Here is a 26,388-nt window from a genome sequence, read left to right as displayed (position 1 = left end):
AATAATTTTTGTTTCTTCAGCTTTATGCTGAAGGAATTTTTATTGTTGTTAAGTTACTATAAATTAAAATTCTATTTCTTAAGTGATAAAAGCTACGATATCCAAAGGCAATTCGATTAATAACCTTTATTTTATTATTAATTCCTTCAATAGGTCCATTAGAAAAAGGATAAGTTAAACTATTTTTAATATAAGGTAAATATTTAATATATGTCTTTATTGAAGTTAGCATATGATGACTTGAAAATTTTAAGTTTAGCTTCATTAGCAACAGCTAGTTTAGTTTGATTTGATATAAAGCAATGTTTATTAACTAGCGAAGTCTTAGCAGTAAAAGTCTTTCCACATTCTTTGCAAAGAAATCTTTGCTTTTTTAATTTAATATAAGTGTTGTAATTAGAAATTATAGGAAGTTTAATTAAAGTATTTTTAAACCCATATTTAATAATAGAGTTATTATTAAACCGCAACATTCACAATGCGCAGGAGAATAAGTAAGTTCAGCTAAAAAAACTTTAGATGTAACTCCTTTAATATTAATATTCTTTACAAAATTATTTTTAAAAAATATATTATTATCTTTTAAATTTAACAAAGATCTGATAGAATAATTATGAGACAAATAAATCACATCCTTTCTTTTATTTTCGCAACTTAATTGTAATGGATTTTTTTATTTGTCTCAATTTTTTTTGCAAAAAATAAAGGTGCTAGTATTTTTTTACAAATACCAACACCAAATATTATAGACCCTTCTTTTTTTGGTTTAGATTATCTTGAAATGACTTCGATAGTAACCCTTCTGTTAGCTTGCCTACCAGCTTTAGAAGCGTTAGAAGCGACAGGAAGATCAGAAGCCATACCTAAAGAAGTGATTCTTTGTGATCCGACTCCTTGTCTTACTAAATAGTTTCTAACTGAATAAGCTCTTTGTTCAGAAAGATTTAAATTATGGTTATAAGAACCAGTATTATCGGTGTGACCAGTTATCTTAATTCTTGAATTTGGATATTTATTAAGGACATAAGCTATAGAATTTAATTGCCTAGTAAATTCAGGTTTTATTTTTGCTCCATCAATAGGAAAAGTTAAACCTCCAGGTAATGTCAATAAAATAGAACGACCTGTATTTACAATACCAACTCCAGAACTGTATAATACATTTCTGAATTCGTTTTCTTGTTGTTGCATAGATGACCCTACAGCAGTTCCTAATAAAGCTCCAGCAGCAGCTCCTATAAGAGTACCTTTGGTATCTTGACCTATTGCTTGTCCTGCTAAAGCTCCAGCAATAGCTCCACTCATTGCTCCAGAATTTGTATATGAAGTAGAACCTTCAGGTCTAACAAAATCATTAGTACATCCTGTAATCAAAATTGCTCCTAAAAGGAAACCGATTGAAATTCTTTTACTTTTCATATAAACCTCCTTATAAAATAGTCTTAATTTATTCTATCATAATATCATAAAAGTGTATATTTAAAAAAATAATAAAAAAAGTGTTGACAACAAGTGTTAAATATGATATTATTATTCTTGTCTTAGGACGTCGGAATATAGCGCAGTCCGGTAGCGCACTTGCCTTGGGAGCAAGGGGCCGCAAGTTCGAATCTTGCTATTCCGACCATTTGCGGGAATAGCTCAGTTGGTAGAGCGTCAGCCTTCCAAGCTGAATGTCGCGAGTTCGAACCTCGTTTCCCGCTCCATTTTTTTATGTGTCTGTAGCTCAGCTGGATAGAGCAACGCCCTTCTAAGGCGTGGGTCAGGGGTTCGAATCCCTTCAGACACGCCATTTGGTGACCGTAGTTCAGTCGGTAGAGCGCCAGTTTGTGGCACTGGTTGTCGCGAGTTCAAATCTCGTCGGTCACCCCAATATATATGCGTCATTAGCTCAGCTGGTAGAGCACACGACTTTTAATCGTGTTGTCACAGGTTCAAATCCTGTATGACGCACCATAAATATGCGAGGATGGCGGAATTGGCAGACGCGCTAGACTTAGGATCTAGTGTCTCCGACGTGAGGGTTCAAGTCCCTCTCTTCGCACCATAGAGCAACTACTATTAAGATGGTAGTTTTTTTTATTTTTTGAAAAACGTTAATAAATATTAACGTTTTTTTATATTTATACGAAACTCTTCAATAGATTTATCTATATTAAAAAAAGATGATTTATATGTTTTGTACAATTTTGTTTCTGGTATAAAAATATAAAAGGTATTAGAATTAATATTATTAAGAAAGAATTCTCCATTTATATTTGTAGTAGTTTTATTTAAAAGTTTTCCTTTTTTAGAAAAAAGATAAATCGGTAAATTATTAATAGGGTATATATCATTGGTAACGATTCCAGAAAAAAGATAAAAGTTTTTATTTAAGATGTAAATATTATTAGAATCATGATTAGAAAAATCTTGCATTATAATTTTAGAGGAATATCCTATCTTATTTATAGTGATAATATTAATTCCATCAGTATAAGGAATATTAAATTTTCCAAAATCATCTGAAGTTGTACTTGATTTTTGTTTTGTGAGTTTATTTTTAATTTTTATATTACAGAGTTTAATAGGATTAAAATTTTCATCTAAAATTTTACCTTTAATTTTTTTATTATTAAGAAAAGATATAAAAATCTTTTTATTTTTTGATATAAAAATCTTTTTTTTTAAAGAATTTTGATATTTATCAGAAAATAAGAAAGTATAATTTCCCTTTTCAAGGTTTAGTGAAGCTTTAGAGTCATTAAAAAAAAACGGATTATTTTCTTCATAATAAATATAACCGGTAGCTATATCGAACTCAAAATCAATTTTAAACTTATCACAAAAGGAATTAACAGTTAAAAATAAAAATAAAAATATACGAAAATACACACTATTAAAAGAATTCATATTAAAACTCCTAACGATAAAAAAAATAAACTATTAAAACATAAAAAAAAAAATGATTATATATAAATTATATCATTTTTTTTTATTGAGACCAATTTTATTTTAAAGTTAATCAATTTATGTTATAATTGTTGTAAAAAAGCAATAAAGAGAAGGGAAGTTCTTAAATGGATATATTTGATGAAAAAGAGAAAGTAAGGGTAAAACTTCAAAATTTACAAATAGAAAAAAATTATTATTTAGGAGAATTTAAAGAAAATATTATTATTGCTGTAAAAAAGCAAGACTTAAATGACAAAATAAATAAAGATATTTTTAAATTAATGGAAAGAAAAGATGCGAAGCTTTTAAAGATAAGTAGACAAATTAATTTTAAAATAGTAAAGGAATACATTCAATATGCAGAGAAAATAGGACTTAATTACAGATTAGTAGATGGGATTTCTTTTTCAAGTGAAATAGGAATGGTATTAGTTTCCAAGGAAATATTAGATAATGAAAAAGAAAATATAATTTTAGAAAGTAAAAAAGACAAATATCTAAGTAGAGGATTGTCTCCTATTTATGCAAAATATGAAGGAAAAAAAATTTGTAGAAAACATTTTACTTTATTACAAAAAAAATATTCAGAAAATATAGAAAATTTTTCAGAAATTAAAATGGTAGATAAATTACTCGGAATAAAATGTCCTATATGTCAAGAAGAAGGAGAAAAAAAAGAATGAGTGTAGAAGCTTTTAAGATAATTGGAGGAAAAGAAATAAAAGGAGTGCTAAAAGTTGAGGGATCAAAAAATGCGTCATTACCAATTTTTATAGCAACCTTAATAGAGCAAGGAGTATATGTATTAAAAAACGTTCCAAATCTTATGGATATAAGAACATTAATAAAGCTTTTAGAAAGTTTAGGCTTAATTGTAGAAAAACTAGATAAAAATTCATATAGAATAATTAATAATGGAATTAAAAATATAGAGGCTTCTTATGAACTTGTAAAGAAAATGAGAGCATCATTTTTAGTGATGGGACCAATGTTATCAAATGGTGGAAAGGCAAAGGTATCTTTACCAGGAGGATGTGCGATAGGAGCAAGACCTGTAGATTTACATTTAAAGGGATTTGAAGCTTTAGGAGCTGAGATAGTAATAGATCATGGATATGTTCAAGCTGAAATTAAAGAAAAAAAACTGAAAGGAAATAAAATAATATTAGATTTCCCAAGTGTTGGAGCAAGTGAAAACATAATTATGGCAGCAGTAAAAGCCAAAGGAATAACTATAATAGAAAATGTAGCGAGAGAACCTGAAATAGATGATTTGTGTAATTTTTTGAATAAAATGGGGGCAAAAATTTCAGGGTTAGGTACAGGTAGAATAGAAATAGAAGGTGTTGAAAAATTAAAACCTTGCGATTATTCAATTATGCCAGACAGGATAGTTGCAGGAACTTTTATAATTGCTTCTATAATGTTTAATGGTAAAATTAAAGTTGAGGGAGTCGAGCCGGAATGTTTAGAAAGTTTTTTAATGAAACTCACTGAAATGGGTTTAAAATATGAATTTGATTCAAAAGGGTTATTTGTAGTTAAATCAAAACTAGAAAATATGGAAGGGACAAAAGTAACAACAATGCCTTATCCTGGTTTTCCAACAGATTTACAATCTCCTTTAATGACTTTAATGTGCCTGGTGAAAGGAAATAGTGAAATTAAAGAAACTATTTTTGAAAATAGATTTATGCATGTTCCGGAATTAAATAGAATGGGAGCAAATATAACTGTTGAGAAAAATATAGCAATAATAAAAGGGATAAAAGAATTTTCAGCAGCAAAAGTAATGGCTAGTGATCTTAGAGCAGGAGCAGCTCTTGTTTTAGCAGCTTTGAAATCAGATGGAGAAACCATAGTAAATAGAATATATCATATTGATAGAGGTTATGAAGCTTTAGAAGAAAAATTAAAGCTCACAGGTGGAGATATTTCAAGAATAAAAGAAGAAGTATAAATTAAAGGAGAAATATGGAAAAGATAATAGGTTTAAACCCAGTGATGGAAGTTTTGGAAAATAAAGAAAAAAATATAGAAAAAATTGAGATATTTCAAGGATTAAAAGAAGAAAAAGTTAAGCTAATAAAAATGAAAGCGTCTAAAAGAAATATAAGGATTCAATATATAAAGAAAAAAGTAGACAATTCTCAAGGAGTGGTTGCTTATATTTCATCCTATGATTATTATAAGGAATTAGGAGAATTTATAGAGAAAATAGCTTCTAAAAAAAAGGATATAATATTAGTTTTAGATGGAGTTCAAGATCCTAGAAATTTTGGAGCAATAATAAGAAGCGCTGAAATATTTGGTGTTTCAGGAATAATAATTCCAGAAAGAAATTCTGTGAAAATAAATGAAACTGTTGTAAAAACTTCAACTGGGGCGATAGAGTATGTTGATATTATTAAAGTTGTAAATATATCTCAAGCTTTAGAAAAGTTTAAAAAAATAGGTTATTGGGTATATGGAGCAGAAGGAAGCGGAACTATAGACTATAATCAAGAAAAATATCCAGAAAAAACAATATTAATTTTAGGAAGTGAAGGATTTGGAATAAGAAAAAAAGTTAAAGAAAATTGTGATATTTTAATAAAAATACCAATGCATGGCAAAATAAATTCATTGAATGTTTCAGTTGCGGGGGGAATATTATTATCAGAAATAGCTAAATTTGTTTACTAAAGATAATAGGAGGTATCATGGATTCATTTGAAGTTGAAGCTTTAATAAAAGCTAAATCAGGAGATAATGAAAGTTTTGAAATATTATTAAAAAAATATGAAAAATATATATATATGAATACGAAAGATTATTATTTGATAGATGGAGAAAGAGAAGATTTAATTCAAGAAGGAATGATAGGTTTGCTAAAAGGGATTAAGAGTTTTGATTTTAGTAAAGAGGTATCTTTTAAAACCTTTGTGATTATGTGTATGAGAAGACAAATAATTTCAGCATTAAAAAATTCAAATTCTAAAAAAAATCAAGTTTTAAATGTTATGTATGTTACCGAAGATGAAAAAATAAAAGAAAAAATATTTAAAGAAAAGGCTCCAAATGCAGAAGAAATATTTATTTATAAAGAGCTAATGCAAGAGTTTAAGACTTATTCTGAAAAACATTTTAGTGAATTAGAAAAAAAAGTACTGAGATATTTAATAAAAGGTTATTCTTATGGAGAAATTGCACAGATTTTAAAGAAATCAAATAAAACAATAGACAATACTTATCAACGTATAAAATTAAAAGTAAAAAAATGGTTGAAAAGTTTAAATAATATATAGGAGGAAGAAATGAAAGAGTACAATTTTAAAGAAGTTGAAGAAAAATGGCAAGAAAAATGGAACCAAAATAATCTCTTTAAAACTGAAAACACAGTTGAAAATAAGGAAAATTATTATGTTCTAGTTATGCTACCTTATCCTTCTGGGAAATTACATGTAGGGCATGCAAGAAATTACACTATAGGAGATGTTATTTCAAGATATAAAAGGATGAAGGGATATAATGTTCTCCAACCTATGGGATGGGACTCATTTGGACTTCCGGCAGAAAATGCAGCTATTCAAAATGGAGCACATCCAGCTATTTGGACAAAATCAAATATAAAAAATATGAAAAGACAATTAAAATTAATGGGATTATCATATGATTGGGATAGAGAAATAGCAAGTTATACTCCAGAATATTATAAATGGAATCAATGGATATTTAAAAAATTCTATGAGAAAGGTTTAATTTATAAAAAGAAATCTACAGTTAATTGGTGTCCTGATTGTCAAACAGTTTTAGCTAACGAACAAGTTGAGGATGGGAAATGTTGGAGACATTCTAAAACTCAAGTTATTCAAAAAGAATTAGAACAATGGTTTTTTAAGATAACAGATTATGCAGATGAATTATTAGATGGACATAAAGAACTTAAAGGTGGATGGCCAGATAAAGTTTTAGCAATGCAAAAAAACTGGATTGGAAAATCTTATGGAACAGAAATAGTATTCACTGTTCAAGAAACAGGAGAAAAATTACCAATGTTTACAACAAGAATAGATACTATATATGGAGTAACTTATGCAGTAGTGGCTCCAGAGCATCCTATTGTTGACAAAATAATAGAAAATAATAATGCTTTAAAAAGTAAGATAGAAGCAATGAAGAATACTGATATAATAGAAAGAACAGCAGAAGGGAAAGAAAAAACGGGGGTGGCTACAGGTTGGCATGTTATAAATCCTGTGAATGGAGAAAAAGTTCCTTTGTGGATAGCTGATTATGTATTAATGAATTATGGAACAGGTGCAGTTATGGCGGTACCTTCTCATGATGAAAGAGATTTTGCATTTGCTAAAAAATATGATTTGCCGATGAAAATTGTAATTAATCCTAAGGGACAAGAAGAAATTATAGATATAAATGAAATGACGGAAGCATTTACAGAAGTTGGACAGTTAGTTAATTCTGGGGAATTTAACGGTATAAATTCTAAAAAAGCAATAGGAATAATAGCTGATTATGTTGAAGAAAATGGCTGGGGAGAAAAGACAGTAAAATATAGATTAAAAGATTGGGGAATTTCAAGGCAAAGATATTGGGGAACTCCAATTCCAGCGTTGTATTGTGAGAAATGTGGAATGGTTATGGAAAAAGATGAGAATTTACCAGTTAAATTACCTGAAGATATTGAGTTTACAGGAAATGGAAACCCTATAGAAACTTCAGAAGAGTATAAAAATGCAATATGCCCTATATGTGGAGGACCAGCAAGAAGAGAAACAGATACAATGGATACCTTTGTAGATTCTTCATGGTATTTTTTAAGATATTGTGACCCTAAAAATGATGCAGCTCCATTTAGTAAAGAAATTGTAGATAAGTGGTTTCCAGTAAGCCAATATATAGGTGGAGTAGAACATGCTGTTATGCATTTATTATATGCAAGATTTTTCCATAAAGCTTTAAGAGATATCAACTTAGTTTCTTCAGATGAACCTTTTAAAAGACTTTTAACTCAAGGAATGGTGCTTTCTAATTCTTATTTTTCAGAAAAAGAAAATAAATTTATGTTTTTAGATGAAGTAGATTTAAAAGGGGAAAAAGCTTATTCTAAAAAAACAGGCGAAGAACTTTTAGTAAAAATGGAAAAAATGTCAAAGTCTAAAAATAATGGTGTTGATCCTGAAGAAATAATGTCAAAATATGGAGCTGATGCAGTTAGATTATTTATTATGTTTACAGCTCCTCCAGAAAGAGAATTAGAATGGAATGAGAATGGACTTTCTGGAGCATCTAGATTTTTAAATAGAGTTTGGAGAATAATTGTTGAAAATAAATCTTATATTTCAGAAGAAAAAGCAGATTATTCTAAAGCTTCAAGAGAAGATAAGGCATTAGTGAGAAAATTACATCAAACTATAAAAAGAATAACAGACTCTATAGAAGATAATTATCATTTTAATACAGCTATTGCAGGAACTATGGAACTTGTAAATGAAGTTTATTCATATAGAGCTAACGTGCTTGGAACAGAAAAAGAAACAAGTGAATCTAAAAAAATATTTGGAGAAACAATAAGAGATATAGTTATAATGCTTTCGCCTTTTACTCCTCATTTTACATCAGAATTATGGGAAGAGATTGGAGCAGAAGAAAACTTATTTGATATTACATGGCCAGAATATGATGAAAAATTAACAATTTCTGATGAAGCGACAATAGCGATTCAAGTTAATGGGAAAATGAGAGGATCAATAATAGTTGATTTAAATGCCACAAAGGAAGAAATAGAGGGGAAAGCTTTTGAAGTAGAAAATGTGAGAAAGCATATTACAGATAAACAAGTTGTTAAAGTAATTGTAATACCTAAAAAAATAATTAACATAGTAGTTAAATAGAAAAAAAGGTATATTTTTTTTAGGTGAAATAGTATAATAAAAACGTTGAAAAAAATATTTAGGAGATGATAGAATGAACATTATGTTATTTGGAGCTCCCGGAGCGGGAAAAGGAACACAAGCAAAATATATTATAGAAAAATATGGGATTCCTCAAATTTCAACAGGAGATATGCTTAGAGCAGCTGTTAGCGCAGGAACACCGATGGGACTTGAGGCTAAAGCTTGTATGGAATCAGGAAAATTAGTTTCGGATGAAATTATAGTAGGAATAATAAAAGATAGATTATTAATGGAAGATTGTAAAAAAGGATTTATTTTAGATGGTTTTCCTAGAACATTAGCTCAAGCAGAAGCTTTAGAAAAATTAATGAAAGAAATGAAAATTTCTTTAGATAAAGTTATATCTTTAAATGTTCCAGATGAATTAATAGTAGGAAGAGTTATAGGAAGAAGAGTATGTAAATCGTGTGGAGGATCCTTTCATGTTAAATTTAACCCATCTAAAAAAGAAGGAATTTGTGATTTCTGTGGGAAAACTTTAGTACAAAGAAAAGATGATAATGCAGAAACAGTAGAAAAAAGACTATCAGAATATCATGCACAAACAGCTCCTTTATTTGATTTCTATAAAGAAAGAGGAATTATGGAAGAAATTGACGGAACTAAAGACATAAAAGAAATAACACAAGATATATTTAAAATTTTAGGATAGTTATTAAGGAAGGACTGAAAATGGCAGTTATTATAAAAACTATAGATGAAATAAAAAAAATAAAAGAAGCAAATCAGATAATAGCTAGACTTTATCAAAATATATTACCTGAATATATAAAGCCAGGAATATCAACAAAAGAATTAAATAAAATAATTGAAGATTATATAGTGTCTCAAGGGGCTATTCCAGGAACAATAGGAGTTCCTGGAATATATGATCCGTTTCCTGCAGGAGCATGTATTTCTGTAAATGAAGGAGTTGTACATGGAATTCCTAGTGAAAATATAGTGTTAAAAGAGGGCGATATTGTAAGTATAGATACTGTAACTATATTAGACGGTTATTATGGAGATGCAGCAATAACATATCCTGTTGGTCAAATAGATGAAGAAGCAAAAAGATTATTGGAAGTGACTAAAAAATCTAGAGAAATAGGAATAGCAGCAGCAGTAGTTGGTAACAGACTAGGAGATATAGGTCATGCTATTCAAAGATATGTTGAATCTCAAGGGTTTACAGTAGTAAGAGATTATGCCGGCCATGGAGTTGGGAAAGCTATGCATGAAGATCCTTGTGTTCCAAATTATGGAAGAAAAGGAAGAGGATTAAAAATAGAAAATGGAATGGTATTAGCTGTTGAACCAATGGTTAATGAGGGTAGTTACAAAATTAAGATGTTGGATGATGGATGGACAGTAGTAACAAAAGACGGGAAGAGATCAGCACATTTTGAACATTCAATAGCAATTGTTGATGGAAAACCATTGGTGTTAAGTAAATTAGACTAAAAAAAAAGAAAATTATATGGACTTTTTTTATTAGATATGTTATGATAATATGAATTTCTGTTCGATAGGAGGAAATATGTCAAAGAAAGATGTTATCGAATTAGAAGGAACTATTTTAGAAACCCTTCCAAATGCGATGTTTCAAGTTAAGTTAGAAAATGGACACACAATACTAGGTCACATATCAGGAAAAATGAGAATGAATTACATTAAAATTTTACCTGGAGATACAGTAACTGTTCAAATTTCACCTTATGATTTATCAAGAGGAAGAATAGTTTATAGAAAAAAATAGTTTTTTTAATCACGAAAGAGGAGGTAGAGATGAAAGTAAGAACATCAATTAAACCTATTTGTGACAAATGTAAAGTAATTAGAAGACATGGTAAAATAAGAGTTATATGTGAAAACCCTAAGCATAAACAAGTTCAAGGGTAGTTAAAACTTTGAATTTTACTAAGCTAAAAAGTATTTTACTAAGAGGAACAAATGTAGTACTGACATTGGAAGTACTGTAAAGACATGTTAAGCTGTAGAGCTTGTGCTTATTAAAATAAGGCATGTCGAAGAAAGTGTTAGCTAACCACAGAAGTTAGCAATATATAAATTTTTGTGAATAGGAGGAACCAAATTGGCTAGAATAGCAGGAGTAGATATTCCTAGAAATAAGAGAGTTGAAATCTCACTAACTTATATTTACGGGATTGGAAGAAAAACTTCTCAAAATGTTTTAACTCAAGCAGGCGTTGATTTTGACACAAGAGTAAAAGATTTAACTGAAGAAGAATTAAACAAAATTAGAGGAATCATCGATGGATTAAGAGTTGAAGGGGATTTAAGAAAAGAAGTTAGATTAGCAGTTAAGAGACTTTTAGACATTAGATGTTACAGAGGATTAAGACACAAAATGCACTTACCAGTAAGAGGACAAAAATCAAAAACTAATGCAAGAACAGTAAAAGGTCCTAAGAAAATGGTTAAAAGATAATTAAATTTATCAAAATTTAGAATTAGAAAGTAAGGAGGGAGCTAAATTGGCTAAAAAAGTAGCTAAAGTTAAAAAGAAATTAAAAAGTATTCCTAGCGGAGTAGCTCATATACATTCAACATTCAATAATACAATTATCGCTATTACTGATCCAGAAGGAAGAGTAGTTAGTTGGAAATCAGGTGGAACTTCAGGGTTCAAAGGAACTAAGAAGGGAACTCCATTTGCAGCTCAAATAGCAGCAGAACAAGCAGCTCAAGTAGCAATGGACAATGGAATGAAAAAAGTTGAAGTTAAAGTAAAAGGACCTGGTTCTGGAAGAGAAGCTTGTGTAAGATCATTACAAGCAACTGGATTAGAAGTTACTAAAATTACAGACGTAACACCAGTTCCACATAATGGATGCAGACCACCAAAAAGAAGAAGAATGTAACCTAGTCATAATTTAGATGACAATTTAAACGAAGGAGGAATATTTGAGAGATGGCAAGGAATAGACAGCCTATATTAAAAAAATGTAGAGCACTTGGAATTGAGCCTATAGTTTTAGGAGTTAATAAAACTTCAAAAAGAGGATTCAGACCAAACGCAAATAGAAAACCTACAGAGTATGCAATACAATTAAGAGAAAAACAAAAAGCAAGATTCATATACAATGTAATGGAAAAACAATTTAGAAAACTTTATGAAGAAGCAACAAGAAAAGACGGGGTAACTGGTTTAGTATTAATTCAGTTTCTTGAAAGAAGATTAGAAAATGTTGTTTATAGATTAGGTTTTGCAAAAACTAGAAGACAAGCTAGACAAATAGTTTCACATGGACATATTGCAGTTAATGGAAGAAAAGTAAATATAGCATCTTATAGAGTTAAAGTTGGAGATGTTGTTTCTGTAATAGAGAATTCTAAGAACTTAGATCTAGTTAAAGAAGCTGTTGAAGCAGTAGCTGTTCCAGCTTGGTTAGAGCTTGATAAAGCTGCATTTGCAGGAAAAGTTCTTCAAGTTCCAACTAAAGAAGATTTAGATTTTGATATCGATGAGTCTCTAATAGTTGAATTATATTCAAGATAATAAGCCTTTTAATAGGAGTTGATCAAATGTTAAAAATTGAAAAACATGCTAGAGGTATACAAATAAAAGAAGTTAAAGAGAATGAGTTTAAAGGACAATATATTATCGAGCCTTTATATAGAGGGTATGGAAATACGATTGGTAATGCTTTAAGAAGAGTTCTGCTTTCTTCTATACCTGGTGCGGCTATAAAAGGTGTCAGAATTGATGGAGTTTTAAGCGAATTTTCAGTTGTTGAGGGAGTGAAAGAACCTGTTTCTGACATTATACTTAATATTAAAGAAATTGTAGTTAAAACTGAATCAGTTGGAGAGAGAAAAATGACTCTATCTGTTAAAGGACCTAAAATAGTTACCGCTGCTGATATAATACCAGATATCGGTTTAGAAATAGTAAACCCTGAACAAGTTATTTGTACAATAACAACTGAGAGAGAAATAGATATGGAATTTTTAGTTGATGTTGGAGAAGGATTTGTTGTTTCAGAAGAAATAGATAGAAAAAATTGGCCTGTAGATTATATAGCAGTAGATGCGATATATACTCCAATCAGAAAAGTTTCTTATGCTATAGAAGCTACTATGGTTGGTAGAATGACAGATTTTGATAAACTAATTCTTAACATAGAAACTGATGGCAGTGTTTCTATGAGAGATGCAGTATCTTATTCAGTAGAACTTTTAAAATTATATTTAAATCCATTCTTAGATTTAGGAAATAGATTAGAATATTTAAGAGAAGATATAGAAGAAGAAGAAGAAGAAGAGGAAAATTCAGAAAAAGATAATAATATGCTTGATACTAAAATAGAAGAACTTGACTTAACAGTTAGATCTTTTAATTGTTTGAAAAAAGCAGGAATAGAAGAAGTTGGACAGTTAGCTAAGCTAAGTATGGCAGATCTTCTAAAAATAAAAAATCTTGGAAGAAAATCTCTTGATGAAATTCTTGAAAAAATGAAAGAATTAGGATTTGACCTTAATCAGAATGAGTATTCTGAATAATATTTATAAGGAGGAAGCTAACTAATGAATCATAATAAATCATATAGAAAGTTAGGAAGAAGAGCAGATCACAGAAAAGCAATGCTTAAGAACTTAACTATCTCATTAGTAAGAGAAGAAAAACTAGAAACTACAGTTACTAGAGCTAAAGAACTTAGAAAATTCTTAGATAGAATGGTTACTTTAGGTAAAAAAGGAACTTTAGCAGACAGAAGAAGAGCTTTTGCATTCTTAAGAGATGAAGAAGCAGTAGCAAAATTATTCAATGATTTAGCACCAAGATATGCAGAAAGAAATGGTGGTTATACAAGAATAATAAAAACTTCTGTAAGAAGAGGAGACTCTGCAGAACTAGCTATAATAGCTTTAGTTTAAAAATAAAATATAAAAAAGGAACTTTTTTTAAGTTCCTTTTTTTTTAGTTAAAAGTTAAAAAAGCTTGAAACAATATGATAAATGTAGTAAAATCAATTGATTGATTTTATTTTTGAAAGTATTAAATGATTACGGAAATAATAATATTTTTTAAGGGGTGAATTTAATGACAAAATTAGAACAAGATTATAAAAGTAAGTTAGTTTCAGCTGAAAAAGCAGCGGCAACTGTACAATCAGGATCATATGTTGATTATGGATGGTGTACTTGTACTTCTGTAGAAGTAGATAAAGCTTTAGCTAAAAGAATGCCAGAATTAAAAGATGTTGTATTAAGGGGAGGAATTCTTTTAAGAGAACCAGAAATTTTTAAGATTGATAATCCAGGAGAACATTTTACATGGAATTCTTGGCACACAACAGGAATAGAGAGAAAAGCTATAAAAAGAGGATTTGGATTTCATGGGCCAATAAGATACTCTGAATTACCAAGATATTATAGAGATGGAGGAGCAAAAGTAGATATTGCTATATTACAAGTTTCTCCAATGGATGAGTTTGGATATTTTAATTTTGGATTAAGTGCTTCTCACATGAAAGCTGTTTGTGAAATGGCAAAAACAGTTATACTTGAAGTAAATGAAAAAATGCCAGTATGCTTTGGTGGGACTGAAAATATAATTCATATTTCAGAAGTAGACATGATTGTTGAAACAGAAAATACAGATATTCCAATTTTACCTTCACCAACTCCTTCAGAAGTAGATGTAAAAGTAGCAGAGCAGATTGTTGAAGAATTATCTGATGGATGTTGTATACAGTTAGGAATAGGAGCAATGCCAACAGCAGTAGGAAGTTTAATAGCAAAATCTGACTTAAAAGATTTAAGTGTTCATTCAGAAATGTATGTTGATTCTTTTGTTGAAATGGCAAAGGCAGGGAAAATAACAGGAGCAAATAAAGAAATTAATAGATATAGACAAGTATTTACATTTGCTGCAGGTGGTAAAGAAATGTATGATTACTTAGATAAAAATCCAGAAATAATGACTTCATCTGTTGATTATGTTAATGATGCAAGAGTAATAGCTCAAATGGATAATTTTATTTCAATAAATAATGCAGTGGATATAGATTTATTCGGGCAAGTAAATTCTGAGAGTTCAGGAACAAAACATATAAGTGGAGCTGGAGGGCAACTTGATTTTGTTTTAGGAGCTTATTTATCTAAGGGAGGAAAAACAATAATTTGCCTATCTTCAACATATAAAGATAGAGAAGGAAAATTATATTCAAGAATTAAACCAACTTTAGAAAATGGAACTATAGTAACAGACACAAGAGATAATGTTCAATATGTAGTAACTGAATATGGTAAAGTTAATCTTAAGGGGAAAACTGTTTGGGAAAGAGCAGAAGCATTAATTAGTATAGCTCATCCAGACTTTAGAGAAGAATTAATAGAAGCAGCTAAAAAAATGAATATTTGGAGAAAAAAATAAAAATTATTAAAAGGCGTTGAAAACTTTTGTTTTCTACGCCTTTTTTTTAAGAAATTCAATAAAGAATATGGTATAATTTTTCTGAGGTGATTTATTGAAAGTTAATGTAAATAATATAAAGATTTTTTTTAAAAAAAATCAAGAATTAGAAATAGAAAAAGAATTAATAAAAAGTGGAATAAAAAAGAAAAATTTAAAGAAATTTAAAATAATAAAAAAATCAATTGATGCAAGAAAAAAAAGTAATATAAAATTTGTTTATAATATACAAGCTGAATTAGATGATAATTCAGAGATAAGCCAAATAAAAAATTTAACTATTGTAAAAGAAAAACCAGCAGGAAAAAAGAGAGCAATAAATCAGGAATTAAAAGTTTTAGTTGTTGGAGCTGGACCTTCAGGATTGTTTGCAGCTCTAAAATTAGTAGAATATGGTTATAAACCTATAATTATAGATAAAGGTGAGGATATAGATGCTAGAGATAAAACAATTCAAGAATTTATAACAAAGGGAATATTAAATAAAGATTCTAATATTCAGTTTGGAGAAGGAGGAGCAGGAACATATTCAGATGGAAAACTTAACACTAGAATAAAAAGCCCATATATAGACAAAGTTTTTTTAGAATTTGTTAATAATGGAGCTCAACCAGAGATATTATGGGAGAATAAACCTCATATAGGAACTGATAAATTAAAAATTGTAATTAAAAATTTAAGAAAGAAGATAATTTCTTTAGGAGGAGAATTTTATTTTAAAAATGATTTATTAGATATTATAGTCGAAAATCAGAAAATAAAGGGAGCAATAATAAAAAATAATCAAAATAAAATAGAAAATCTACAATTAGATAGAATTATTTTAGGCATAGGTCATTCATCTAGGGATACTTATAAAATGTTAAATAGTCATAAAGTTGCGATGGAAAATAAAGCTTTTGCAGTTGGAGCAAGGATAGAACATTTAAGAAAAGATATAGATGAAATGCAGTTTGGGAAATTTGCAGGGGATGAAAAGTTGGGAGCAGCAACTTATAACTTTACTTATCACAATAAAGAGGAAGAAAGAGGAGTTTTTTCTTTTTGTATGTGTCCTGGAGGAGTGATAGTTAATGCAGCTTCTGAATTTGGAGGGACCTTAGTAAATGGGATGAGTTATTCACAAAGAAATGGAAAATTTTCAAATTCAGCAGTTGTAGTAGGGATTAAAGAAAATGAATTTGGGACAGACTTATTTTCAGGGATGAAATTCCAAGAAGATTTAGAAAAAAAGACTTATGAATTAGTTAAAAATTATGGTGCTTTATACCAAAGTGTTCCAGATTTTTTAGCTGGAAAAAAAACAAAAGACAAAATAGAAACTAGCTATCAAATGAAAAAAGTTTCTTATGATTTAAATCAATTATTCCCAGAAGTAATTGCAAGAAATTTGAAGAAAGCTTTAGAGTATTGGGGAAAACAAAATAAGATTTTCGTTTCTAAAAAAGCAAATTTAATTGCTCCAGAGACAAGAACTTCTTCTCCTGTAAGGATATTAAGAGATAAAAAAGGGGAGTCAATTAATATAAAAGGATTATATCCTATCGGAGAAGGGGCAGGATACGCAGGAGGAATAATGAGCGCAGCTGTAGATGGACTAAGAATAGTAGAATTATCATTTTTAGAAAATTATCAAGATTAAAAGGGAGGAAAAATGCAAACTACTCCAAATTCAAATAGATTTAAAATAACTATAATAGGATCGACTAATGCTGGAAAATCATCTTTATTAAATGCAATTACAGAACAAGAAATATCAATAGTTTCAAATATAAAAGGAACAACAACAGATTCTGTAAAAAAAGCAATGGAATTTTTACCATTTGGTCCAGTATTATTTACAGATACAGCTGGATTTAATGATGATTCTGAATTAGGAAAATTCAGAATAGAGAAAACAATTCAAGAAATTAGAAGTTCAGATTTTATTATTTATGTGGTTGATGGAAATGATTTTAATAAAGAAGAATATAAAGAAAATATTTTAATGTTAAAAAAATATTCAATACCATATATAAATGTAGTGACAAAAGAAGAAAAATTGAAAGAAGTTGAAAAATTAGAAATAAAAAATGCATTAAAGGATTGTATTTTTATAAATACAAGAGATAGAAATTCTATTTTGAGATTTAAAGAGTTATTATTAAAAAATTTAAATATATTAGAGGAAGAACCAGGTTTATTAGATGGAATTTTAAATTATGATGATACTATAATTATGGTGATACCCATAGATTCAGAAGCTCCAAAAGGGAGATTAATTTTACCTCAAGTTCAATTATTAAGAGCTGCTCTAGACAAAGGAATAAAAAGTATAGTTTGTAGAGAAACAGAATTAGAAGAAGTAATAAATGAAACAGAAAAAATTTCTTTAGTTGTAACTGATTCTCAAATTTTTAATAAAGTAGATAAAATAGTGAAAAATAAGTTTCCTTTAACTAGTTTTTCAATACTTTTTGCAAAGCAAAAAGGAGATTTAGAAAGATTAATTTCAGGGATAGAAAAAATTAAGCACTTAAAAGAAGGAGCTAACATTTTAATTTCAGAAAATTGTACTCATAATACTTCTCATGAAGATATAGGGAGATTTAAAATCCCCGCATTGTTAGAAAAAAAAACGGGGAAAAATTTTAGCTTTAAGTTTTTGACAGGAAAAGATTTTCCTAGAGATTTAAAAAAATATGATTTAGTTATTCATTGCGGAGCGTGTATGATCACTAAAAAAAATATGGAAATAAGAATAGAGGAATGTATAAAAGAAGGAGTTGAAATAACTAATTATGGAATAGTTTTAGCTTATTTATCTGGAATTTTAGAAAAATCAATAAATTCAATAAAAACAAATAATGGAGATGATTAAAGAATGCTCGAAGAATTAAAAAAGATAAATGTTTTTTATTTTAGTCCGACACATACAACAAAAACAATTGTTCAAAATATTGCTCTAGGAACAAAATTAGAGATTGAAGATAATGATTTAACATTTATAAATAGGAATATAAAAGAATATGAATTTTTGAAGCAAGATTTAGTTATTATAGGGGTACCAGTTTATGGGGGAAGAACTCCTAAAGTAATAAGAGAAACACTAAATAGGATAAAAGGAAGTAACACCCCAATTGTTTTAGTAGCGGTATATGGAAATAGACATTATGATGATACTTTAATAGAGTTAAAAGATATTTTTATTAGAAATGGATTTAAAGTTATTGCAGCAGGAGCTTTTTTAGGAGAGCATTCTTATACTAAAAAAGTAGCTACAGGACGTCCTAATAAACAAGATACTGAAAAAGCTTATAAATTTGGTGGAAAAATTATAGAAAAAATAAAAAAAATTAGTGAACTAGATAATATAAACGTTCCAGGAAATAAACCATATAAGAAAGATGGACAGAAAAAGAATATAGCTCCTTTACCTAATGAAAATTGTAAGGGATGCAATACTTGTGCTAGCGTTTGTCCTACTGAAGCTATTTCAAAAATAAATATAGGGGAAGTTGATTCAAAGAAATGTATTCAATGTTGTGCTTGTATAAAAGTATGTAATTTTAATGGAAGAGAGTTTAAAGGAGCTCCTTTAGAAAAGGCAATAAATTTTCTAGAAACTAAATGTAATGAAGAAAGAAAAATTGAGATTTTTTTATAAAAAGAGTAAGAAAATCAAAGCTTAAGGTTGACAATATAAATGATAAATGATAGAATAAAATGCTATAAAAAGCACGTTAATTATTTCTAAGCATGGTGCTCTTTTGAGTTGTTTAGTTTTTAAGATTAGCGGAAGATTAACCAAAAAATTAGGAGGAATAAAAATGGCAGTAGTTACAATGAAACAATTGTTAGAATCAGGAGTTCATTTTGGACATCAAGCAAAAAGATGGAATCCAAAAATGAAAAAGTATATTTTTACAGAAAGAAATGGGATACATGTAATAGATTTACATAAATCTTTAAAAAAGATAGAGGTTGCTTACTCAGTAGTAAGAGATATTGCAGCTGATGGAGGACATGTTTTATTTGTTGGAACAAAAAAACAAGCTCAAGATACAATTAAAGAACAATCTGAAAGAGCTGGAATGTATTATGTAAATAATAGATGGTTAGGAGGAATGTTAACTAACTTTGGAACTATCAAAGGAAGAATAGCAAGACTTAAAGAATTAACAAAAATGGAAGAAGAAGGTGTTTTAGACAATTCTTATACTAAAAAAGAGGCTTCTAAATTAAGAAAAGAATTAGATAAACTATCTAAAAACTTATCAGGAATTCAAGATATGCCAGGATTACCAAAAGCATTATTTGTTGTTGATGTTAAAAAAGAAGCTTTAGCAGTAGAAGAGGCTAGTCACCTAGGAATTCCAGTAATAGCTATGATAGACACTAACGTAGATCCAGATTTAATTAATTATCCAATCCCTTCAAATGATGATGCTATAAGATCAGTAAAATTAATGACTACATTAATGGCTAATGCAGTAATAGAAGGAAAGCAAGGTGCTGAAGAAAAAGCAGCAGAAGCTAAAGAGTTAACTGAAGAAGTTGCAGAAAATGGAGCGGCAGAATAATTTTTTAAGGAGGACAAAATAATATGCAAATTACAGCTAAATTAGTAAAAGAATTAAGAGAAATGACTGGTGCTGGAATGATGGATTGTAAAAAAGCACTTACAGAAACAGAAGGAAATATGGAAAAAGCTGTAGACTTACTAAGAGAAAAAGGTATGGCTAAAGCTGTTAAAAAATCAGGTAGAGTAGCGGCAGAAGGATTAATTTTCGATGGAGTTACTGAAGATCATAAAAAAGCAGTAGTTATTGAGTTCAATGCAGAAACAGATTTTGTTTCTAAAAATGATGCATTTAAAGATTTTGGAAAACTTTTAGTTGAAGTAGCTTTAAATACAGAAGTAACAACTGTTGAAGAATTAAAAGCTCAAAAACTAGCTGATGGTAAAACAATAGAAGAATCATTAGTTGCTCTAATTGCTAAAATTGGAGAAAATATGAATATAAGAAGAATGGAAAAGGTTATTGCACCTGGTTTTGTTACTACTTATAATCATTTAGGTGGAAAATTAGGAGTAATAGTTGAAATGTCAGCAGAATTAACTCCAGAAAGATTAGAAAGAGCAAAAGGAATTGCTATGCACGCAGCAGCAATGAACCCTGGTTATCTATGCGAAGAAGAAGTGACACCTGAAATGTTAGAACATGAAAAAGAAATTGCTAGAAAACAATTAGAAATGGAAGGAAAACCAGCTCAAATTATAGAAAAAATATTAATTGGGAAAATGAGAAAATTCTATGAAGAAAATTGTTTAGTTGATCAAATATATGTAAGAGCAGAAAATAAAGAAACTGTTGCTAAATTTGCAGGAGACATGAAAGTATTATCTTTCACTAGATATAAAGTAGGAGAAGGAATTGAAAAGAAAGTAGAAGACTTCGCAGCTGAAGTTGCAGCTCAAATTAATGGATAAGACTTCTTAAGAAGATAAAACAAGGGATGCAATAGCATCCCTATTTTTTTAAAAAAATAGGAGGAAAGAATGAAACCTGTGTATAACAGAATATTACTAAAATTAAGTGGAGAAGCATTAATGGGGAATCAAGATTTCGGAATATCATCTGAAGTTATTTCGTCATATGCTAAGCAAATAAAAGATATAGTTGACCTAGGAGTTGAGGTTGGAATAGTTATAGGTGGAGGAAATATTTTTAGAGGACTTTCAGGAGCAGAACAAGGAGTGGATAGAGTAACTGGAGATCATATGGGAATGTTGGCTACAGTAATTAATTCTTTAGCACTTCAAAATTCTATAGAAAAATTAGGAGTTCCAACAAGAGTTTTAACAGCTATAGAAATGCCTAAAATAGCAGAACCATTTATTAAAAGAAGAGCTCAAAGACATTTAGAAAAAGGGAGAGTAGTAATATTTGGAGCAGGAACAGGAAATCCATATTTTACAACTGATACAGCAGCAGCATTAAGAGCTATTGAAATAAATGCAGATGTAGTTATAAAAGCAACAAAGGTCGATGGAATATATGATAAAGATCCAGTTAAATTTATAGATGCAAAAAAATATAACACAATAACATATACAGAGGTTTTAAACAATGATTTAAAAGTTATGGATGCAGCAGCAATTTCATTATGTAGAGATAATAAATTACCTTTAATTGTATTTGATTCTTTAAAAGAAGGAAATATAGAAAAAGTTGTTTTAGGAGAAAAGATAGGAACAGTGGTACTATAATAATTAGGAGGATAAATAATGGATAAAGAAAATCTAATATTAGAATGCAAAGAAAAAATGGAAAAAACAGTAGAAGCGACAAAGAATAAATTTACTGCAATAAGAGCAGGGAGAGCAAATGTTTCAATGTTAGATGGAGTAAAAGTTTCACAGTATGGATCTGATATGCCATTAAACCAAGTTGGAACTGTATCAGCTCCAGAAGCAAGATTATTAGTTATAGATCCATGGGATAAATCTGTAATTCCATCAATAGAGAAAGCTATAATGACAGCTAATTTAGGGTTAACACCAAATAATGATGGAAGAGTAATTAGACTTATGGTTCCAGAATTAACAGCAGACAGAAGAAAAGAGTATGTCAAAATAGCTAAAAAAGATGCAGAAGAAGGAAAAATAGCAGTAAGAAATATAAGAAAAGAAACAAATAATGGATTAAGAAGATTAGAAAAATCAGAAGATTTAACAACTGATGAGTTAAAAGATGCAGAAAATGAAGTTCAGAAAATTACAGATAAAGTAATTAAAGACATAGATAAATTATTAGCATTGAAAGAAAAGGAAATAACAACAGTATAAATATTAAATTATAAAAACACCATAAGATTTCTTATGGTGTTTTTATAATTTAATATTTGAAAAATAAACAAAAGGTGTTATAATGAGGAATAAAATTATAGGAGGTATAGTATGAAATGTATAATTACTGTTTTAGGGAGCGATAAAGTTGGGATAATAGCGAAGATATGTACTTATTTGGCGGAAAAAGAGATAAATGTTTTAGATATATCTCAGACAATAGTAAAAGGTTATTTTAATATGATGATGATAGTTGAAATAACTAAAGAAATACAAACAACGAAGGAAATAAGTAATAAATTAACACAAATAGGGAATGAATTAGGTGTTGTTATAACTATACAAAATGAAGATATATTTAACTGTATGCACCGTATTTAAAAAAGGAGGAGCAAACAATGATTTCAAGAGGCGAGATAATAGAAACTAATATGATGATAGCAGAGGAAAATCTTGATGTAAGAACTATAACTATGGGGATTAGTTTAATGGATTGTGCAGATTCTAATATTGATAGATTTAATGAAAAGATATATAATAAAATAGTAAAGTATGCTAAAAATTTGGTTGAAATTGGAGATGACATTGCAAAACAATTTGGAGTTCCGGTTGTAAATAAAAGAATTTCAGTTACTCCTATAGCGATAGCAGCAGCTGGCTGTAATACAGATTCTTATGTTAGTGTGGCTAAAACTTTAGATAAAGCGGCAAAAGAATGTGGAGTTAATTTTATAGGAGGCTTTTCAGCTTTAGTGCAAAAAGGTTATACAAATTCAGATAAAATATTAATTAAATCAATTCCAGAAGCATTGAAGGTAACCGAAAGAGTTTGTTCTTCAATTAATGTTGGGACATCAAGAAATGGTCTTAATATGGATGCAATAAAAGAAATGGGATATATAATAAAAGAAACTGCTGAGCTAACTAAAAATGAAGAAAGTATAGGATGTGCAAAATTAGTTATATTTTGCAATGCAGTAGAAGATAATCCATTTATGGCAGGAGCTTTTCATGGACTAGGAGAAGCTGAAGCGATAGTCAATGTCGGAGTTAGTGGCCCAGGCGTTGTAAAAAAAGCTTTGGAAGAAGCTAGAGGAAAAGATTTTGAGACTCTATGTGAGGTTATAAAAAAGACAGCATTTAAAATAACTAGAGTTGGGCAATTAGTTGCTCAAGAAGCTGCAGAAAGGTTGGGAGTTAAATTTGGAATAATAGATTTATCATTAGCTCCAACTCCAGCAGTTGGAGATAGTATAGGAGAAATTTTTCAGGAAATGGGATTAGAGCAACCAGGAGCCCCAGGAACAACAGCAGCTTTAGCCATGCTAAATGATAACGTGAAAAAAGGGGGAGTTATGGCTTCTTCTTATGTAGGAGGATTAAGTGGAGCATTTATTCCTGTTAGTGAAGATCATGCAATGATAAAAGCAGCAGAAATAGGAGCTTTAACTTTAGAAAAATTAGAAGCAATGACTTGTGTATGTTCTGTGGGATTAGATATGATAGCTATTCCAGGAGATACTTCTGCGGCAACAATATCTGGAATAATTTCGGATGAAGCTGCGATAGGAATGATAAACAATAAAACAACAGCGGTTAGACTAATACCTGTTATAGGTAAAAAAGTAGGAGAATATGTTGAGTTTGGAGGATTATTAGGTTATGCTCCTATAATGTCAGTCAATAAATTTAGTTGTAACAAATTTATTGATAGAGGAGGAAGAGTGCCGGCTCCAATACATAGTTTTAAAAATTAGGAGGATAAATGTTAATATTAGGGATAGAATCATCTTGTGATGAAACATCAATAGCGATAATTAAAAATGGAGAAGAAATTTTATCAAATAAAATTTCTTCTCAAATAGCTATTCATAAAGAATATGGAGGAGTTGTTCCAGAAATAGCTTCGAGGCAGCATGTGAAAAATATTGCAGCTATATTACAGGAAAGCTTAGAAGAGGCTCATGTAACGTTAGATGAGATAGATTATATAGCAGTTACTTATGCTCCAGGATTAATAGGAGCCTTACTTGTAGGAGTATCTTTTGCTAAAGGACTAGCATATGGGAAGAATATTCCACTAGTTCCAGTGCATCATATAAGGGGTCATATTTACGCTAATTTCATAGAAAATAAAGTTGAGTTGCCTTGTATTGCCTTAGTTGTTTCAGGAGGACACACTAATATAATTTATATAGATAAAGAATATAATTTTAAAAATTTAGGAGGAACTTTAGACGACGCAGTGGGAGAAAGTTATGATAAAGTAGCGAGAGTATTAGGAATAGGTTATCCAGGGGGTCCTGTTATAGATAAAATGTATTATGAAGGGAATCCTAACTTTCTTAAAATAACAACTCCAAAAGTAAATGATTATAACTTTAGTTTTTCAGGAATAAAAACTTCTGTCATAAATTATGTAAATAAAATGAATATGAAAAAAGAATATTTTAAACCCGAAGATTTAGCAGCTTCTTTTCAACAAAAAGTTGTAGAGATTTTATGTAAAAAAACATTAAAGGCTTGTGAAGAATATCCTGTAAAAAATATAATAATTGCGGGAGGAGTAGCTGCAAATTCTTTGCTAAGGAAAGAACTGAAAGAAAAAGGAGAAAAGAAAGGGATAAAAGTTTATTATCCTTCAATGAAATTATGTACAGATAACGGTGCAATGATAGCGTTGGCAGCATATTATAAAATAAAAAATGGATATAAAGAAGAAATAAACTTAACATTAAATGGAATAGCAACCTTGCCAATAGACAAACTATAAAAAAAGAATCAGTACTTTTGTACTGATTCTTTTTTTATAGTTTGTCTTCGATATTTTTAAATTCATTGGGCTTAACTCTTTTATTATTAATTAATTTAATAATTTCTTTTCTTTTTTTAAAAAAAGCTAATTCTTTTTTTGCAGCTCTTTCATTTAGAGTTCTTAATATAGGGAGCATAAAACCAGCAACAATTCCAGCAGAAAATCCATTATTATATAAATTTAGACCTCCATGGATAGATCCTATCGTAGTAACAACAGTAAGATGTAACCAACCAGCAACAATCCCCCAGAAAATTCCAAAAACTCCAGATATTGGGGCGAGAGATGTTCCAAATAATCCTGAAAGAACAATAGTAAAGGAATTAAAATTAGTTCCAGAAAATCCAGCAAAGGCTACTCCTATTAAAATAGGAATAGTATTTAAATAAGTTTTTCCATGAGCGGAAAATCCAACAATAGTGAAGATTCCAGCTAGAATAGGACCATTTAATGGTTCTCTAAATAACATGGGGAAAAGAAGAGAAATAAATCCCATAATTCCCATATTTATAAAAGTTAATCCGTAGCCATAATTATTAATAAAATCTGATTCTAATCCATTATCTTTAGTTAATGCTTTATAACCTTTAAAAGAAGAATCATTAACGAAAAACCCAACAATTATAAATATAGAAAAAATAAAACAACAAATTAATTTTATAGTATGATCATATTCTGTAGAAAGAATTTTTCTAGAGGCGACATTAAAACCGTAAGATTTTAAAATACTATTAAGAACGGTTCCTAATATACCTGCAGTGAACCCCATATTATATAAATTATATCCTTCGTGAAAAGATTTCATTTTTTTAGCTAAAGGACTAATTATAAAGCCGATAAATGTTCCAAATAAGATTCCATTTATATATGAGAATTCAAAAGAATTGGTACTGAAAGCAATTTCACTAATAAAAGGAGCTAAAGCAGTAGCGAAAGAAACCCGTATAAATATATCTCTAAAAGGAATCCCTTCATATTTGCTGTATATAATTCCTCCAATATATATCGGTAAAATATTTAAAATATTTTTTCCAAAGAAGGAAAATCCAAAAACAGTAAAGAGTGAGGCAAGAACAATTCCAGAAATTTTAATTTTTAAAATTTTAATAATAGAAAAATTTAAAAGAAGAATTAAAAAAGCGTTTAAAAATCCTCCACTGATACCCCCTACTACTAAAAAATCAGTTATTAATATAGATTGAGATTCCATAATTTTTTTTAATCCGATTAAAATATTTTCTTCATAAACAATACGAGTATAGATGAAAAAAGATATAAAAAATATAAGAATTAATAAAATAGAAAGTTCATAAGCATAAAATTTTCTTTTTCCTTTTAAATTATCCAAAAATAGTCCTCCTTTTATAAATTGTGTGATAAAATAAGTTATATTTAATAGATTATAACTTATTTTATTATTAAAAAAAAG

The 26,388-nt window shown here is 29.1% G+C and carries 29 protein-coding genes and 6 tRNA genes; 31 read left to right on the top strand and 4 right to left on the bottom strand.

The window, feature by feature from the left end; all coding sequences use genetic code 11:
- Nucleotides 1-22: 22 nt before the first annotated feature.
- Both Q7K47_07295 and Q7K47_07290 read right to left on the bottom strand, forming a co-directional pair.
- Nucleotides 23-265, bottom strand: coding sequence for a transposase (locus Q7K47_07295; protein ID MDP0507005.1), 243 nt, complete (start codon nucleotides 263-265; stop codon nucleotides 23-25).
- Between the two features lie 506 nt (nucleotides 266-771).
- Nucleotides 772-1,419 carry an OmpA family protein gene (locus Q7K47_07290; protein MDP0507004.1) on the bottom strand — a complete coding sequence of 216 codons (648 nt, stop codon included), beginning with the start codon at nucleotides 1,417-1,419 and terminating at the stop codon, nucleotides 772-774.
- A gap of 131 nt (nucleotides 1,420-1,550) precedes the next feature.
- Here Q7K47_07290 and Q7K47_07285 point away from each other — a divergent pair.
- From Q7K47_07285 to Q7K47_07260, 6 genes are all read left to right on the top strand, one after another.
- Nucleotides 1,551-1,627, top strand: a tRNA-Pro gene (locus tag Q7K47_07285).
- Nucleotides 1,628-1,630: 3 nt separating this feature from the next.
- A tRNA-Gly gene (locus Q7K47_07280) sits at nucleotides 1,631-1,706 on the top strand.
- A 9-nt stretch (nucleotides 1,707-1,715) separates the two neighbouring features.
- Nucleotides 1,716-1,792: transfer RNA gene (locus tag Q7K47_07275), tRNA-Arg, on the top strand.
- Between the two features lie 4 nt (nucleotides 1,793-1,796).
- Nucleotides 1,797-1,872: transfer RNA gene (locus Q7K47_07270), tRNA-His, on the top strand.
- Nucleotides 1,873-1,880: 8 nt separating this feature from the next.
- Nucleotides 1,881-1,956 (top strand) — tRNA-Lys (locus Q7K47_07265).
- A gap of 7 nt (nucleotides 1,957-1,963) precedes the next feature.
- A tRNA-Leu gene (locus Q7K47_07260) sits at nucleotides 1,964-2,047 on the top strand.
- Nucleotides 2,048-2,106: 59 nt separating this feature from the next.
- Here the strand turns inward: Q7K47_07260 and Q7K47_07255 are convergent.
- On the bottom strand, nucleotides 2,107-2,892 hold the full coding sequence (locus Q7K47_07255) for a carboxypeptidase-like regulatory domain-containing protein (GenBank protein ID MDP0507003.1): 786 nt from the start codon (nucleotides 2,890-2,892) through the stop codon (nucleotides 2,107-2,109).
- A gap of 167 nt (nucleotides 2,893-3,059) precedes the next feature.
- Between Q7K47_07255 and Q7K47_07250 the strand changes: the two genes are divergently transcribed.
- The 25 genes from Q7K47_07250 to tsaD all read left to right on the top strand — a co-directional run bounded on the left by Q7K47_07250 (nucleotide 3,060) and on the right by tsaD (nucleotide 24,917).
- A complete protein-coding gene (locus Q7K47_07250) occupies nucleotides 3,060-3,617 on the top strand; it encodes a DUF1694 domain-containing protein (GenBank protein ID MDP0507002.1) in 558 nt (185 codons plus the stop codon).
- Nucleotides 3,614-4,894, top strand: coding sequence for a UDP-N-acetylglucosamine 1-carboxyvinyltransferase (gene murA / locus Q7K47_07245; protein ID MDP0507001.1), 1,281 nt, complete (start codon nucleotides 3,614-3,616; stop codon nucleotides 4,892-4,894). Before Q7K47_07250 ends, murA begins: the two co-directional genes overlap by 4 nt.
- A 14-nt stretch (nucleotides 4,895-4,908) precedes the next feature.
- The gene (rlmB, locus tag Q7K47_07240) at nucleotides 4,909-5,619 is read left to right on the top strand and encodes a 23S rRNA (guanosine(2251)-2'-O)-methyltransferase RlmB (protein ID MDP0507000.1); all 711 of its coding nucleotides are present in this window, start codon (nucleotides 4,909-4,911) and stop codon (nucleotides 5,617-5,619) included.
- A gap of 17 nt (nucleotides 5,620-5,636) precedes the next feature.
- Nucleotides 5,637-6,221: a sigma-70 family RNA polymerase sigma factor gene (locus tag Q7K47_07235; GenBank protein ID MDP0506999.1), complete on the top strand. Its 585-nt coding sequence runs from the start codon at nucleotides 5,637-5,639 to the stop codon at nucleotides 6,219-6,221.
- Between the two features lie 9 nt (nucleotides 6,222-6,230).
- The gene (gene leuS / locus Q7K47_07230) at nucleotides 6,231-8,828 is read left to right on the top strand and encodes a leucine--tRNA ligase (protein ID MDP0506998.1); all 2,598 of its coding nucleotides are present in this window, start codon (nucleotides 6,231-6,233) and stop codon (nucleotides 8,826-8,828) included.
- A gap of 73 nt (nucleotides 8,829-8,901) precedes the next feature.
- A complete protein-coding gene (locus Q7K47_07225; GenBank protein MDP0506997.1) occupies nucleotides 8,902-9,543 on the top strand; it encodes an adenylate kinase in 642 nt (213 codons plus the stop codon).
- A gap of 20 nt (nucleotides 9,544-9,563) precedes the next feature.
- A complete protein-coding gene (map, locus tag Q7K47_07220) occupies nucleotides 9,564-10,334 on the top strand; it encodes a type I methionyl aminopeptidase (protein ID MDP0506996.1) in 771 nt (256 codons plus the stop codon).
- Between the two features lie 76 nt (nucleotides 10,335-10,410).
- On the top strand, nucleotides 10,411-10,629 hold the full coding sequence (gene infA / locus Q7K47_07215; GenBank protein ID MDP0506995.1) for a translation initiation factor IF-1: 219 nt from the start codon (nucleotides 10,411-10,413) through the stop codon (nucleotides 10,627-10,629).
- A gap of 29 nt (nucleotides 10,630-10,658) precedes the next feature.
- Nucleotides 10,659-10,772, top strand: a complete 114-nt coding sequence (rpmJ, locus tag Q7K47_07210) for a 50S ribosomal protein L36 (GenBank protein ID MDP0506994.1) — start codon at nucleotides 10,659-10,661, stop codon at nucleotides 10,770-10,772.
- A 193-nt stretch (nucleotides 10,773-10,965) separates the two neighbouring features.
- Entirely contained in the window at nucleotides 10,966-11,322 is a 357-nt protein-coding gene (gene rpsM / locus Q7K47_07205) for a 30S ribosomal protein S13 (protein MDP0506993.1), read from the top strand.
- A gap of 46 nt (nucleotides 11,323-11,368) precedes the next feature.
- Nucleotides 11,369-11,755, top strand: a complete 387-nt coding sequence (rpsK, locus tag Q7K47_07200; GenBank protein MDP0506992.1) for a 30S ribosomal protein S11 — start codon at nucleotides 11,369-11,371, stop codon at nucleotides 11,753-11,755.
- A gap of 50 nt (nucleotides 11,756-11,805) precedes the next feature.
- A complete protein-coding gene (gene rpsD, locus Q7K47_07195; protein ID MDP0506991.1) occupies nucleotides 11,806-12,393 on the top strand; it encodes a 30S ribosomal protein S4 in 588 nt (195 codons plus the stop codon).
- Nucleotides 12,394-12,419: 26 nt separating this feature from the next.
- Nucleotides 12,420-13,397, top strand: coding sequence for a DNA-directed RNA polymerase subunit alpha (locus Q7K47_07190; GenBank protein ID MDP0506990.1), 978 nt, complete (start codon nucleotides 12,420-12,422; stop codon nucleotides 13,395-13,397).
- 24 nt (nucleotides 13,398-13,421) lie between these two features.
- Nucleotides 13,422-13,772 (top strand): 50S ribosomal protein L17, encoded by a 351-nt coding sequence (gene rplQ, locus Q7K47_07185; protein ID MDP0506989.1) that lies wholly within the window; start codon nucleotides 13,422-13,424, stop codon nucleotides 13,770-13,772.
- 166 nt (nucleotides 13,773-13,938) lie between these two features.
- Nucleotides 13,939-15,273, top strand: coding sequence for a butyryl-CoA:acetate CoA-transferase (locus Q7K47_07180; GenBank protein ID MDP0506988.1), 1,335 nt, complete (start codon nucleotides 13,939-13,941; stop codon nucleotides 15,271-15,273).
- A 94-nt stretch (nucleotides 15,274-15,367) separates the two neighbouring features.
- Nucleotides 15,368-16,954 (top strand): FAD-dependent monooxygenase, encoded by a 1,587-nt coding sequence (locus tag Q7K47_07175; protein MDP0506987.1) that lies wholly within the window; start codon nucleotides 15,368-15,370, stop codon nucleotides 16,952-16,954.
- 12 nt (nucleotides 16,955-16,966) lie between these two features.
- Nucleotides 16,967-18,172, top strand: a complete 1,206-nt coding sequence (hydF, locus tag Q7K47_07170; GenBank protein MDP0506986.1) for a [FeFe] hydrogenase H-cluster maturation GTPase HydF — start codon at nucleotides 16,967-16,969, stop codon at nucleotides 18,170-18,172.
- A 3-nt stretch (nucleotides 18,173-18,175) separates the two neighbouring features.
- Entirely contained in the window at nucleotides 18,176-18,958 is a 783-nt protein-coding gene (locus tag Q7K47_07165) for a 4Fe-4S binding protein (GenBank protein MDP0506985.1), read from the top strand.
- A 163-nt stretch (nucleotides 18,959-19,121) separates the two neighbouring features.
- Nucleotides 19,122-19,874 carry a 30S ribosomal protein S2 gene (rpsB, locus tag Q7K47_07160; GenBank protein MDP0506984.1) on the top strand — a complete coding sequence of 251 codons (753 nt, stop codon included), beginning with the start codon at nucleotides 19,122-19,124 and terminating at the stop codon, nucleotides 19,872-19,874.
- 23 nt (nucleotides 19,875-19,897) lie between these two features.
- A complete protein-coding gene (tsf, locus tag Q7K47_07155) occupies nucleotides 19,898-20,785 on the top strand; it encodes a translation elongation factor Ts (protein MDP0506983.1) in 888 nt (295 codons plus the stop codon).
- A 69-nt stretch (nucleotides 20,786-20,854) separates the two neighbouring features.
- The gene (pyrH, locus tag Q7K47_07150) at nucleotides 20,855-21,565 is read left to right on the top strand and encodes a UMP kinase (GenBank protein MDP0506982.1); all 711 of its coding nucleotides are present in this window, start codon (nucleotides 20,855-20,857) and stop codon (nucleotides 21,563-21,565) included.
- 18 nt (nucleotides 21,566-21,583) lie between these two features.
- A complete protein-coding gene (frr, locus tag Q7K47_07145) occupies nucleotides 21,584-22,144 on the top strand; it encodes a ribosome recycling factor (GenBank protein MDP0506981.1) in 561 nt (186 codons plus the stop codon).
- Nucleotides 22,145-22,255: 111 nt separating this feature from the next.
- Nucleotides 22,256-22,525 carry an ACT domain-containing protein gene (locus Q7K47_07140; protein ID MDP0506980.1) on the top strand — a complete coding sequence of 90 codons (270 nt, stop codon included), beginning with the start codon at nucleotides 22,256-22,258 and terminating at the stop codon, nucleotides 22,523-22,525.
- A gap of 17 nt (nucleotides 22,526-22,542) precedes the next feature.
- A complete protein-coding gene (locus tag Q7K47_07135; protein MDP0506979.1) occupies nucleotides 22,543-23,901 on the top strand; it encodes a PFL family protein in 1,359 nt (452 codons plus the stop codon).
- Nucleotides 23,902-23,909: 8 nt separating this feature from the next.
- Nucleotides 23,910-24,917 carry a tRNA (adenosine(37)-N6)-threonylcarbamoyltransferase complex transferase subunit TsaD gene (tsaD, locus tag Q7K47_07130; GenBank protein MDP0506978.1) on the top strand — a complete coding sequence of 336 codons (1,008 nt, stop codon included), beginning with the start codon at nucleotides 23,910-23,912 and terminating at the stop codon, nucleotides 24,915-24,917.
- A 34-nt stretch (nucleotides 24,918-24,951) separates the two neighbouring features.
- On the opposite strand, the gene Q7K47_07125 is transcribed toward tsaD, so the two are convergent.
- Nucleotides 24,952-26,307: a DUF1576 domain-containing protein gene (locus tag Q7K47_07125; GenBank protein MDP0506977.1), complete on the bottom strand. Its 1,356-nt coding sequence runs from the start codon at nucleotides 26,305-26,307 to the stop codon at nucleotides 24,952-24,954.
- Between the last annotated feature and the right edge of the window lie 81 nt (nucleotides 26,308-26,388).

It is taken from the genome of Fusobacterium sp. JB019 (assembly GCA_030673965.1).
Classification (GTDB): domain Bacteria; phylum Fusobacteriota; class Fusobacteriia; order Fusobacteriales; family Fusobacteriaceae; genus Fusobacterium_B.
This window is presented reverse-complemented; position numbering and strand designations above follow the sequence as displayed.